The organism is Crocinitomicaceae bacterium, assembly GCA_016708105.1.
Lineage (GTDB): Bacteria > Bacteroidota > Bacteroidia > Flavobacteriales_D > Crocinitomicaceae > JADJGJ01.
This window is the reverse complement of the sequence record JADJGJ010000002.1, coordinates 1,096,685-1,110,658: the sequence shown is the minus strand read 5'-3', so window position 1 is coordinate 1,110,658 and position 13,974 is coordinate 1,096,685. Positions and strand designations below refer to the sequence as shown.

Annotated in this window: 8 protein-coding genes; 3 read left to right on the top strand and 5 right to left on the bottom strand. The window is 37.7% G+C overall.

Features of this window, described 5'->3' with window-relative positions:
• Positions 1–172: 172 nt before the first annotated feature.
• Positions 173–1,759: a hypothetical protein gene (locus IPH66_15860; GenBank protein ID MBK7130818.1), complete on the bottom strand. Its 1,587-nt coding sequence runs from the start codon at positions 1,757–1,759 to the stop codon at positions 173–175.
• Positions 1,760–2,149: 390 nt separating this feature from the next.
• Between IPH66_15860 and IPH66_15855 the strand changes: the two genes are divergently transcribed.
• Positions 2,150–3,315, top strand: a protein-coding gene (locus IPH66_15855; protein ID MBK7130817.1) for an IS3 family transposase whose coding sequence is annotated in 2 segments (ribosomal slippage) — positions 2,150–2,408 and positions 2,408–3,315 — 1,167 coding nt in all. Because the reading frame shifts where the segments join, the coding sequence is not laid out codon by codon here.
• Between the two features lie 296 nt (positions 3,316–3,611).
• Here the strand turns inward: IPH66_15855 and IPH66_15850 are convergent.
• The 3 genes from IPH66_15850 to IPH66_15840 are packed head-to-tail and all read right to left on the bottom strand — an operon-like array spanning position 3,612 to position 8,281.
• On the bottom strand, positions 3,612–6,023 hold the full coding sequence (locus IPH66_15850) for a TonB-dependent receptor (protein ID MBK7130816.1): 2,412 nt from the start codon (positions 6,021–6,023) through the stop codon (positions 3,612–3,614).
• 30 nt (positions 6,024–6,053) lie between these two features.
• On the bottom strand, positions 6,054–7,124 hold the full coding sequence (locus IPH66_15845; protein MBK7130815.1) for an imelysin family protein: 1,071 nt from the start codon (positions 7,122–7,124) through the stop codon (positions 6,054–6,056).
• A gap of 14 nt (positions 7,125–7,138) precedes the next feature.
• On the bottom strand, positions 7,139–8,281 hold the full coding sequence (locus tag IPH66_15840) for a DUF4856 domain-containing protein (GenBank protein MBK7130814.1): 1,143 nt from the start codon (positions 8,279–8,281) through the stop codon (positions 7,139–7,141).
• A 281-nt stretch (positions 8,282–8,562) separates the two neighbouring features.
• Between IPH66_15840 and IPH66_15835 the strand changes: the two genes are divergently transcribed.
• Both IPH66_15835 and IPH66_15830 read left to right on the top strand, forming a co-directional pair.
• Entirely contained in the window at positions 8,563–12,426 is a 3,864-nt protein-coding gene (locus IPH66_15835) for a gliding motility-associated C-terminal domain-containing protein (protein MBK7130813.1), read from the top strand.
• Positions 12,427–12,466: 40 nt separating this feature from the next.
• The gene (locus IPH66_15830; protein MBK7130812.1) at positions 12,467–13,378 is read left to right on the top strand and encodes a PstS family phosphate ABC transporter substrate-binding protein; all 912 of its coding nucleotides are present in this window, start codon (positions 12,467–12,469) and stop codon (positions 13,376–13,378) included.
• A gap of 33 nt (positions 13,379–13,411) precedes the next feature.
• On the opposite strand, the gene IPH66_15825 is transcribed toward IPH66_15830, so the two are convergent.
• Positions 13,412–13,954 carry a hypothetical protein gene (locus IPH66_15825; GenBank protein ID MBK7130811.1) on the bottom strand — a complete coding sequence of 181 codons (543 nt, stop codon included), beginning with the start codon at positions 13,952–13,954 and terminating at the stop codon, positions 13,412–13,414.
• Positions 13,955–13,974 lie beyond the last annotated feature (20 nt).

Genomic DNA, 13,974 nt, shown 5'->3' with positions numbered 1-13,974 from the left:
ACTTAACCTTACTTTTACCACAGCGCAATAAAATCAGATATTGCAGACGAACGCTGACAGAAACCATCAAACTCATGGAAGCGCTCAAACAAATTACAGAAAATCCTGAGATGGAGGAGATGTGAAGAAACACCAAATTGGCGGTAACGGACGGAAAGTCTATCTCAACGGACTACTGCTGGATGTTAACTACAGAGAAACTAACAGGAGTAATTGAACCCGTTTCTTTGCTTATAGAAAATAATAAATTTCCACTGTTCTGATGTATTTTTGAAAATCGATTGAATTCGTGTTTCTTGATGATTGGTCCGAGTGAAGTTCTCAATTTATATTCGCCAGTACTCATATCAATTACTGAATATCCGAAAATATCTGGTTGTACGTCTGTCTGATTCAAATTGTATTTATTTCCAACGTAATTCGAGCTATTCGCTTTATAAACAACGACAATTTGTTCATTTTCAGAATCAACAATCACGCGATTTTCTTCAGAACGCAGATGATCATCGAATAATGTCCATTGCAGGTTACCCTTCTCATCGAATAGTACCAAATAATTGCATCTGAATAACTGTTCGTTTATTTCCTCTTTACGATTAAAATCTGTAGTTAAACCACCAAGTCCTTTTATTACATAAAGAACTTTTCCTGATTTTGTGGCGTAATAATCTGTTGATAAAAAATCGTATCCAGATACAACGCGATTTCTTGGAAATTTAATTGTGTTAAGATCTGGATAAGATACTCCTGCTTTGTCTAAAAGCACTTTGCCCGTTTCACCAAGTACATCCATAAAAGTGAGAACTTGTGAAGTTACTTTCGTAACTGTCGTATCAGTTAAATCCCAATAATAAGTTGCTAGCCCCATACCAGTCGCAACTGAACTTTCATCTCTGCCCGCTTGGTGAGTGATGAAATAACCGGTTAAAGTGCTATCAGAATCATTGAAATAATACTTTGCCATACTAAATACCAGAGATTCATTAAAAGTTGGAACATATGCCTTTTTATTACCCTCATTGTTATAAATCAGAATACCAGTAATCACACTATTAACCAATTTTTCTTTGGATATCATGTACTTAAAAAAATTAATATCTTCTGCTTTTTTCAAATTGAGTATATAAATAAGTGCAGAATTTTTTGGGTCAAGATAAACATCCGATACTACCTGACCTGATTCAGGGTAAAACTGTGTATGATCCTCGCTCCACAATTCATTAAATGCATAGTCGAATCGAGTCAAAAATGCATCACCTTTTTTGCCTGGTTGTTGACCAACAAGATAAAACCCATTGTTGTCAAAAAGCACCTTAATACTTGGCATCAACTCTGAGCTAAAGATATAATTCTCCTTAATAAATTTCGGATTTCCTTTCAGAGAAAAATTTGAAGGATCTCTCTTAACAAAATATATCTTTGATTTTGTAGTGATGTTTCCCTGAGCAACAGAATATATTTCGATTAACTCTCCATCAACAATTTTTGCTGAAATTAATCTACCATTTTTACCTTCAAATTCTGTTTCTATGTCGTCAATAACTAGTGCATCGCCTGTTTTTGCATTTACCTTAAGGTACTTTTTCGATTCCGCGCCATACCCCAGCGGCTGAGCTGTAACAAAATAACAATAATCATCATCCATTCCAATGTATGATGAAGTACGCTCATTAAATTTAACCGGATCAGAAAATACCATCTGCGAAAAACCATTTAATGAAAATGTTAACCAAAGAAATAATGTAATAATTGTTTTCATATTAATCCAATAAATTTATATACTCGATCATTGCCGAAAATACTCAAATTTTTCCATACAACAAAAATATAATACCATTAGAAATCTTTGTCACAGGGTATTTTTTAATTCTTTAGTTTGTATTTATACAAACTTGAATTAATCACTAAAAATCGCCCTCCAGTTCGTCATCAGTAAAAACATTTTCTATTATAAGACTCTCTTGCGGAGAGAGGAGAGAGGAAAGAGGAGTGAGGAAAGGGGGAAAGCCACGGCGCAAGGGTTTCCGAAATGTTCGAACTAACGTCACTTCTTTTTCCTCCCCCTTAATCCCCCTCCAGAGGGGGTGGATCATCTAAAATATTCTATAGGGTAAGTTAAGTATATTTTTTAAATAAATAACTTAACATTATGAAACGAGAAAGAAGGTCTTACAGCCGAGACTTTAAAATTAAAATGGTTGAATTGTGCCTTGCGAAAGGAAATGTAGCAGAGGTTAGTCGTGAATACGGAGTCAATGACAACAGCTTGCACCGCTGGATAAAAGAACATCAAAAATATTCTGCTGGAAGTTTTCCGGGAAATGGAAAATTAAAATTGACCGAACATGAAGCAGAGATTTTGGCGCTCAAACGGAAGCTTGCAGACGTAACAGAAGAAAGGGACATTTTAAAAAAGGCCGTTCACATCTTCTCCAGGAAAGACGGGAAATCTACAAATTCATAGATATGAATAAACAAGAATTTTCAGTTGAGAAGATGTGCAGGATGTTTAAACTAAGTGTGGCGTCATTTTACATTTGGAAAAAGAATCCAGATGGAAAAGTAATACAGCGGCAGCAACCAATTAGACAAAGAGTAAAAGAAACATTTTCTCATTTTAAGGGGCGTTATGGAAGTCCTCGATTGACAATTGAGTTAAATTCAAATGGAACCAAAATAAGCAAACCAACCGTAGCAACATTAATGAAATCAATGGGTTTAGTAGCCAGAAAAAAATTAAAATTCAAGGCAACAACTGATAGCAAACATAATTATAGAATTGTTCCAAACAAGCTGGACAGAAAATTTATTGTTAGCAGAAAAAATGAAGTTTGGGTGTCAGACATCACGTACATCCGAACAATAAACGGATGGTTGTATTTGACAGTTATACTTGATTTGTTTGACCGCAAAGTTGTTGGTTGGTCGATGAGCAGAACGTTGTTAACTGAAGAAACTATCATTCGTGCATGGATAATGGCTACTAGGAACCGGCCGATAAAAGAAAAATTACTTTTTCATTCTGACCGCGGTGTTCAATATGCCTGCGATGAGTTTGTAAATTTATTGAACAAAAGTAAAATAATAGAAAGAAGCATGAGTAGAAAAGGAAACTGTTGGGACAACGCAGTTGCAGAGAGCTTTTTTAAGACATTAAAAGCCGAAGAAGTTTATGGCAAAACTTACATGAACCAAAAAGAAGCAGAAATGGCTATATTTGAATACATCGAAGGGTTTTACAACCAACACAGACGACATTCTGTTCTTGGATATCTTACGATAAAAGAATTTGAAAAACTAATCAATGCAGCTTAGCTTAACTTACCCTCCAGTTTTCTTTGTATGGTCCAGGGGAAAGCCACGGCGCAAGGGTTTACGGAATGTTCGAACTAACATCACTTCTTTTTCCTCCCCCTTAATCCCCCTCCAGAGGGGGAAAGCCACGGCGCAAGGGTTTACGGAATGTTCGAACTAACGTCACTTCATTTTCCTCCCCCTTAATCCCCCTCCAGAGGGGGAAAGCCACGGCGCAAGGGTTTGCGAAATGTCTGAACTAACGCTACTTCCTCTCTCTTGCGGAGAGAGGAAAGAGGAGAGAGGAAAACAATGCCCTAAAAAACCACCCCAACAGTAAAATAAAAACTTATCCCATCTGACGGTATAATGCCGGGGCCGGGGTATCCGGTTGCACGACGTGTGAAATAGTGATTATTGGTTAGGTTGTTCACTCCTGCTTTGAAATTTATTTTTTTGTTCAACTCATAGTGCATGTTATAATCCATCACGTAGTAAGCAGGTATGATTCCGGCTATGGCATCTGGATCAAAACTTGCATTGGTTGCTTCTGAAAATTGTTTGGCAACAAATGAACATAAGTAAGAAAAACGCCAGCTTCCAAATTGATAACGAATGCCGGTTTTTGCTGTTACCGGTGGCACAAGCTCAACCCAATTATTGCTATACGCGCTGATCTCGTTCTCACCATATCGCGCATAAACCAATGAAACGTTAGCAAAAAAACTCAACGCTTGACTTTTATTTTTTATTGATTTCAAATCAAGTTTGTATTCGCCAAAAAGTTCAAGCCCTGTGCTGTATGCTTTACCGACGTTGGTTCTAAATCGTACATATTCATAATCGGATATTTTTTTATCTATCATGCCAATTTTATTATTGTAAAAAAGAAAAAATCCACTCATGTCAAAACTTAGATTTTTAGCAGTAGCCCTGATACCAAGATCAGCATTAAATCCCTTTTCATCTTGCATTGCCGGATCAACTTGTATGTTTGGATTGATTACACGAATATCTGAGAAATTAATTCCACGATAATTCTGTGCTATGTTTCCATAAATTTCTGCGTCTCTGAATTTTTTCCAAGTAAAACCTATTCCGCCCAAGAGGATAGATCTGCAATTTGATTTGTTTTCATGGTAAACAGAATCAAACAATAATTCATTGGTGAGAGGATGATATACCGTTTCACGATACGTGCCTGCTGCTTTGGTATCAATGTACTCATATCTGAATCCGGCTGAAATCCAAAAGTGATCAGTAAGCTGAAGCATATTTTCAAAATAACCGGCCACGTTCATGGATGGAAAAGTATAATCAGATCCTTCTAATTCATCCGAATTTAGAAAGTTAAAATTAGCCTGATTGGTTGAATCAGCAAGTCCTTGTCGGTTTGTGGTTTGTCCTTGATAAAATCTTGCGCCGTAAGCAATGGAGCCTTTCATTTTTTTTCCAACAGGATAATGATTGACCAAGCGCAATTCAATACCCATATTAGAGAAAAGTCCTTCAATTAAATCACGTTCAAGATAATCATCAAGTCGAGAAATTTTGTCAAGGTTTCCAAGTGCATACCTATTGGCGTCAACTTTGAAAAATTTAATATCCAACAACATTTTGTGCGATACTTTCCAATGGTAATTTATGGCTAATATTCTCCAATCAACGCTGAACCAATTTCGTTCTCGAATTGATTGACGCGGATCATTTTTAAACATGGCGTCAGTTAATCCACCTGCTTGTTGTGCCAAATAATGCATATAGGTATACTCTGTGCTCACAAACATGTTTTCACTGAAATGCCAAGAGATTTGTCCAAATGCGTTGTGTTGAGAAAAACCGGAGTTGGCTCTCCATCCATCACCGGCTTTGTAATTGTAATAGAACAAATATGAAAACCTTCGGCTAATCGTTCCGGAAAATGAATTGAACGTATTCATGAGTTGATATGCCCCGTATGTATGATTTCCTCTGTACTCAAATGGTTTTTGACTCGCAGGGCGCAATTTAAAATTGACCATACCACCGAATTGCGGACCGAATTGAAGTGATGACGCTCCGCGAATAAACTGAACTGATTGAATTGCTTCAGAAGGTGGAGTATAATATGATTCAGGATAACCTAATGCATCTGCACTGATGTCATACCCATTTTGTCTGGTATTAAAATGTTCTGTACGGTTTGGACTCAGTCCTCTTGCGCCAATGCCCAATTGTAATCCTCCGCCGTCACTCTCCCAAATATTGAGACCCGGGACAGTAGCATATAATTCACGTGCATTATTTGTTGCTCCGTTTGCAGGAATTTTATCTATATCTACTACCTGAGTTTTTTTTCCGTGGGTGAGCGTGGTCCCATCAAGTAATGACATGCGCTGTGATTCAAACGGAGATTCATACACGATGGTCACCGGATCAAAAACTTCAGGATCAGGCTCAAGAAAAATATTTTTTTCATGTGATTTTTCGCTGATAACAACTTCATCTTCAAATCTTATATATCCCATCGATTCTGCCTTTAACAGATAGACGCCACATGAAATATTTTCAAACTTATATCTTCCGAATTCATCAGCCAGAACTGTAAAAATTTGTGAAGTATCTTTGGGAACCAGACTCACTTTCACATAAGGAACTGCTACTTGTTTATCGCCGTAAATTTCACCATATAAATTACATTGTCCGTAAGCAGATATTCCGCTGAGAAAAATAATAAGGTATGCGTACAATGAATTCATTTTAGTTGATCATGTAAATTTTTAATCTCCGTCACTATCTTGATAAGTGATTAATAAACCAAGTACTGAGGTCATATCAGTTTTGGTAAGAATGACTAATTTTTTCAATTCGAGATATGCATTATTTACCGACGCCCAATCAGTATCAACTGTTGCGCTCAAAGGATCAACAAGCGTATTTACCAGTGATTCACAAACATCAAATTGAGCAATAATTTGATCAGCCAAAGAATTGGTGACGTCATCTCCTTCTTGATGTCTGATGTAATCATCAAATCCTAATCCATTTCCACCAACAAAGCACGTTTCAAGACCGTATAAATTTTCAAGGGCGAAAGTGTTAGATAATCCGGAATAATAACCTTCCACATAAGCAGGCAAGGTAGCACCACCGGTTTGTTGTCCGCTTGGAATTCCAATTTTTGCATTCTTCACCAGTTCAATATCTTTCACAAATTCATTCAACAGGTATGAACAAGAACTGCTCACATCAGTTCCATCTGCAGATGTAAATATTGTTTTATATCCACCGTTCCACTGATCAAGAACAGGTTGTAATTCTGATTTCATTTTTGTAACCAAATCAGTTAGATAAATTTTTCTGTTGGAAGCAAGCGCATCAGTAGAAAAATTAGCAATTACAAATGCATCACCACCAAAATACAAGAGATAGTCAATAGCCGGAAAACCAATAGCTGTAGTGTTTGCAACTGAACCCAGCGTGTAAGTGCCGGCTGTAATATTGGCTTCAATTTTTGTGGTATCTGTTGGAAAAGTATTGAATGCACCTTTGATACCATAGTCTTGTGCAGGTCCAAAACTATACATGGCGCAGTGCTGATAAAAAACATTACACTCAACATATTGTTGTCTTAGCGCAGTGAGTGTAGTTGTGTTTGGATTTGAATTAAATTCATCTGTGCGCGTAATCAACAAAGCTAAGGCATTATTCAAATCTGTGAATGCCGGAATTATAACAGCAGAAGCCATGTTGGACAACATGGCTTTGCGGTCGAATTCAGTTTTGTTATCGTCTTTACACGCTGAAAATATTGTTGCAGTCAATATCAGCAGAAAACTGCTTCGGTACATAAGTTTACTTTTTTTTAAAATCCGTAAATACTATTTAATGAATTAATGGCGTTAGTCAAATCAGCTTGTGTAACCTGCCAAAAATCTGCTCCAATATGGGTATCTAGCAATGTTTCAATTTCAGTATAGGTAATCACTCTAGTTTCAAGCGGTACATATTTCAGACACATGATAAATGCGTAAGCTTCTGACAACTCATGCAAAAATAATGCGTTATCAACACCAAAATTACTCTTGGCATCTTCTAAATACTGCAATGCCTGACGGGCAGAAATTTTTTCCCACATTTTGCGGATGTTTAAAATTTCTTCATCACGAATATCTAATGCATCTTGCGATATAGCAGCACGACCACGTAAAAATCCATTCATCATAACTGCGTTGCATCCTAAATCTCCGTTGCGGCTATTGCAATATTTTCCCCAGAAACGAATACCGCTTGTATTGGTTGGAAAATCTACCGGCACACCAAAATATCCAAACGCCTCATCCCAATGATGTTCCATTTCAGTATAATATTCTCCGGCACCGGCATCAACCGGGGTTGTATTGTCAACATTCATTTTTCCTGATCCAAAATATACCTGAGTTGATTGGTACATGAAAACTGCCCCCATCAATCCTTTCTCAATTAATTGTGTGTACTCAATTCCATTCGCTGCAAATAAATAAGTGCTAGTTCCGCTTGTAAGTGTTCCTGCTTGTCCATCGGTTGCGGTAGATGCGTAATCTTGTGAGGCAATGGCAAGACTATCCATGTAATCAATAAATAATGATGTATCTGCCGCGAGACATTTATCCATTAATTTTTTTGTTGAAGTAAAGCTGAAATTTCCGCCTCCGTTTCCGCCGGTATTGGCAAACATATCGGTCAGTGCCTGATAGGTCAACACGCCGGTTGTTCCGGTTTTCATATACGTGGTCATTTCTGTTAACTGATCCAATCTTTCAGTTTGACCGCCATAACTCACGGTGTTATTCGTTCCGTCTGTAAATGAATAAGTGGTTGGAACAGTGAGTTGAAAATATTCACATGAACCGTCGTCTTTTTTTGCCTCTTCATTATAATTCAAAGCGGTTGAATCAGTACAACCTTCTTTTTTACAAGACAGCAATGCCATGGTGCTGAATCCCAAGATGACCAGTGTTCTATTCATAAGTATTTATTTAGATTGAATTTAAATTAACGAGTCAAAAGTAGAATAAGCAAGGTGTTTGGACAATACCTTTTTTGTGGTATTTGATTTGGAAAGTAGGATTTAATCTTAAAAAAAAAGCTGTTCGTCTAATTGATGCAAACATAATTTTAATTTAATTTTTTACTGAACTTGCTCTCCTACTTTTGACCCAGAGCTTTGCATGATATCCTTGATTCCGACTTTATGCTCACTATAATACGGATGAAACCATGCCGAGTGCCATTTGAGTTTTTATTCTCATGAACTCTCATGTAAATAGTAAGATCAATAAGATTTTTAACCCCGGGTTTTTCATCTTCATTGTCATTTTTATTCATTCAGGTTTTTCAGTCAGATCACAGAATATTGTCATTAATGAAGTTTCTCAAGGACCTTCAGGCAGTAAAGAATATGTGGAGTTTCTGGTTACGGGTCCACCACTTATTTACTGTGATGATACGCCAACATGCATTGACCTGCAGGGTTATATTTTTGATGATAACAATGGATATCTGAACGGAGCACCTACCAGTGGAGTAGGTATTGCTTCAGGAGCATGCAGATTTGCTAATGATCCGTTTTGGTCATGCATTCCGGCGGGTACATTGATTGTAATTTATAATGATGCAGATATTAATGGCAGCATGCCGGCGCAAGATATTTCTATGGCCGACGGTAACTGCACACTAGTCATTCCTATTTCATCAACATTATTTGACAGACATAACACATTGCCAAGTTCAAGTGATGGATCATATGCAACAACGGGATGGATCAGCGGTGGTAGTTGGACTCCAATCTCCATGGCAAATACGGCGGATGGTTTTCAAATATATGAACCTTCCAATACCACCACTCCGGTTTTTTCTGTTGGCTGGGGTCCTACAAATTCTCTTGGAGATATTTACATGGGTTCAGGCAGCGCATCAGGAGAAGTGTACTTTGCAGATGACTGTGATTTTTTTAATCAAACATCATGGATTGATGGTTCTGCTTCAACTCAGCAATCGCCAGGTTCACTTAATCCATCTCAATCATCTTGTGTGGGAGCAATGAATGCTTCTTGCGATCCGCCGGTTATCACGTTGAGCCCAACTGATGAAACGTGTGCAGGGTCATGTGATGGATCCATTGCAGCTACCGTTACAGGTGGTTCAGGTTTATACACTATGTCATGGAGCCCGGCGCCCGGTTCTGGTCAAGGAACTAACAACGCGTCCGGACTATGTGCTGACAACTTCACTTTTACAATCATTGATCAAAACGGAACTGGATGTGAATTGTCTGCCAACACAACTGTGAATAGTTTAGGTGCATCTGTCACTCCAACCTTCACTGCTGTTGCTCCAATTTGTGCAGGTGATGCACTGGCCGCTTTGCCAACTACGTCAAACAATGGAATTACCGGAAGCTGGTCACCGGCTCTTGACAATACCACTACTACACTTTATACATTTACACCTGATGCAGGACAATGCGCAAACACAACTACATTATCTATTACTGTAAACTCATCAATCACTCCAACCTTCACTGCCGTTACTCCAATTTGTGCAGGTGATGCCTTAGCTGCTTTACCAACAACATCAAACAATGGAATTACCGGAAGCTGGTCTCCGGCTCTTGACAATACCACTACTACACTGTATACATTTACACCTGATGCAGGACAATGCGCAAGCACAACTACATTAACTATTACGGTGAATTCTTCTGTCACTCCAACCTTCACTGCTGTTACTCCAATTTGTGCAGGTGATGCCTTAGCTGCTTTACCAACAACTTCAAACAATGGAATCACAGGAAGCTGGTCACCGGCTCTTGACAATACCACTACTACACTGTATACATTTACACCTGATGCAGGACAATGCGCAAACACAACTACATTAACTATTACGGTGAATTCTTCTGTCACTCCAACCTTCACTGCTGTTACTCCAATTTGTGCAGGTGATGCCTTAGCTGCTTTACCAACAACATCAAACAATGGAATCACAGGAAGCTGGTCTCCGGCAATTGACAACACCACCACTACACTGTATACATTTACACCTGATGCAGGACAGTGTGCAAACACAACTACATTAACTATTACTGTAAACTCATCAATCACTCCAACCTTCACTGCTGTGGCTCCAATTTGTGCAGGTGATGCCTTAGCTGCTTTGCCAACAACTTCAAACAATGGAATCACAGGAAGCTGGTCACCGGCTCTTGACAATACCACTACTACACTGTATACATTTACACCTGATGCAGGACAATGCGCAAACACAACTACATTAACTATTACGGTGAACTCAACAATAAATATTTCAGTGGATGTTACAATTTGCACAGGCACTGATTATACTTTTCCGGATGGAATAACGCATACAAATATTTTGCTTGATGAGACTTATTTTTCCATCTTGAATACCTTTTCCGGTTGTGACAGTATCATTGCAACAAATCTGTTTGTTACTTCAGGATTTTCAACTAGTGAAACCGTAAATATTTGTTCCGGATCTGATTATACATTTGCTGACGGAACAGTTCACACGAATATCACCATCAATGAATCGTATATTTCTACTCTCATGTCAATGGGAGGATGTGATAGTTTAGTCACAACAAATATTTTAGTGAATTCTTCTTTTACAAATACAGAATTTTTAACTATTTGTGAAGGAGAAAATCATCAGTTCCCGGATGGAACAATTCAAACAATCACTAGTAATACAACCTATATATCAAACTTATTCACCACAGCCGGCTGTGACAGCGTGATCACAACACAAGTTACCATGATTCCATCTTCAAATACTTTGGTGAACGTAACAGTGTGTGAAAATTCGTCTTACACTTTTCCTGACGGAACAACACAAATTATTAGCGGTTTTACTACACAGACTTCCGTTCTTGCATCCATCAACGGGTGTGATTCATTGATTACAAGTCAAATTTCAGTGAACCCAATTTATCAGCAAACAGAAAATATTTCTTTGTGCATGGGTGAAAATTATACTTTTCCTGATGGCACCATTCATTTTAATATTATATCAGATGAGCAGTATCAATCCACATTTACCAGTATTTCAGGATGTGATAGTATTTGGATAACCAATATTCTTGTAATTCCGCTTCCAACAATTGATGCAGGTAATGATATTTCTGTCTGTGAAGATATACCGGTCACATTGAACGCTTCAGGTGCTGATTTTTATTCATGGGATCAAGGAATGATGAATGGCGTTTCAGTAATACTTCTGCCCGGCACTTACACATTCACTGTAACAGGAACTTCAATAGCAGGATGCGAAGCAAGCGATGGTGTAAGTGTTATTGTAAACCCTAATCCACAACCAAATTTCAATGCTGATGTGAACGCCGGATGTGCCCCATTGATTGTAAATTTTTCTGTCTCCAATACATCATCATCAGGAACATTTTTTTGGAATTTTGGAAATGGTAATTCTGGCATCGGAATGAATGGAACAACACAATACACAACATCCGGACAATATGATGTAAGCTTATCTTACACAGATGACAACGGCTGCAATGCGCTGGTTTTATATACCAATTACATTGATGTTTTTGATACACTGGTTGCTACTTTCACCTACAATCCGCAACAGCCGGACATGCTGAATTCAGAAGTCATCTTTGACAATAACTCTATCGGCGCCACATCATACCATTGGTCATTTGGTGACGGTACACAAAGTTCAGACGAAAATCCTTCACATAGTTATTCCGGAACTCCGGGAAGTAATTATATCGTCACACTCATTGTCAGCAATTCAGTTTGTGAGGACACAGCACAGAGTATTATTCAAATCCAAGATCAAATAATTTTTTATGTACCCAATGCATTTACACCGGATGGCGATGAATACAACGAGATATTTCAACCCGTTTTCACTTCAGGTTTTGACCCGTATGATTATCATTTGATGATTTTTAACCGGTGGGGTGAATTAATATTTGAATCATTTAATGCCACCGTAGGCTGGAATGGAACTTATTCTGATCAAGGTCTTGTTCAGGACGATGTTTACGTTTGGAAAATTGATTTCAAAGAAACCATGTCAGATAAAAGACATACTCGCACAGGTCATGTTGTCTTGTTGAGATAATGAATTAAAACATGAATAAAAAAACATATATCTAGTACCCATGAAAACGCATATTATTTATTTTGGTGTAGCCATGCTAATGCTGAATAGTTGCAAAACAGAAGGAAATTTAAATGAAGAAATTACCAGAGAAAATATAATCATTAAAGGATCTGACACAGAGTTTTTATTGGTAAAAGAATTGAGCGATGAGTTTAAAGAAAATCACGATGTAGATTTTGACGTGACCGGTGAAGGATCATCCAAAGGAATCGAAGCATTGATTGCAAATGAAACAAGTATTGCAAACAGTTCACGTAAAATGAGTGATGACGAAAGAATCAGTGCAATGCAAAACGGCGTAAATCCAGTGCAAGCAATTATAGCAATGGATGCAGTAGCTTTTATTGCGCATCCACAAAATAAAGTAGATAGTTTATCCACCTTGCAATTGAAAGGAATTTTGAGCGGTGACATTACAAATTGGAAAGAACTAGGAGGTGAAGATCATCCAATCAACATCTATGGAAGAAATCAAAATTCAGGTACCTATCGTTTTCTTGAGAACAGATTTGTACGAGATGAAGGTTTTGATGAAGCCATACAACAAATGAGTTCAAATCAAGAAATTCTAACTGCAGTTGAAAATGATCCGTATGGTTTAGGTTATGTTGGTGTTGGATTTATCACCGACTGGAATGGTAAACCGAACAATTCAATTTGGGCCATGTATTTGTACACTGAAGGTGAAGATATTTCATACTCCCCGTATGAGTCAAATGCCATTACTAATGGTGATTATCCACTGGTGCGACCACTGTATCAGTACTTCAATGGCGTACCTGCTGAAATGATCAGAGAATTTTTACTTTTTGAATTGTCAGACGATGGACAGTCTATTATCAGAAAGAATGGATTTTTTCCAATCACTGAAGATTATGCCAGAGAAAACAAAGCAAACGGAATTGAATGAATTAATGAATTTCTGACTTAAGAACTAGCCGCTTCAATTAGATTTCTTTCTCAAAAAATACATACCCGTTAAGGTAAAAACAATAGAGATCATCACGGCTAAATTAACCCAAAACCGCAACTCTGCGTGATGCGATTTAGTGACGAAGAAAATTACCAGAAAAAGATCACAGAGTAAAACAAACAAGGCAGAAAATCGGGTGATTTGATGTACACGTTGTCCCCAGCGCATCAATTGAATTTGTACAAAAGCCGTGTACAAAATAGCAAAGGCCACCAGCCAATTCCAAGTTGATAAAAATGAAATTATATTAAAGCATACCAAAAGTGCAAAAACTGAGATGAAAATTCCTGAACCAAGTGTAATAAAACGGAACAATTTACTTTCCTTATTTCCAAATGCATCAATCAGATATATACCAGCCAAGGCAACAACAATTACGGTTTGAAACAAAGTGAGGTGAACATAAAACGCCTTCACCATTTCACCGCCTGACCAAACCAGAAATGCACATATCAACCAAATGATAATGCTTGCAATCAACAAAATTCCGCTGAGATTCTTTTTTACATTCATAGTTTTATGCAATGCATTGA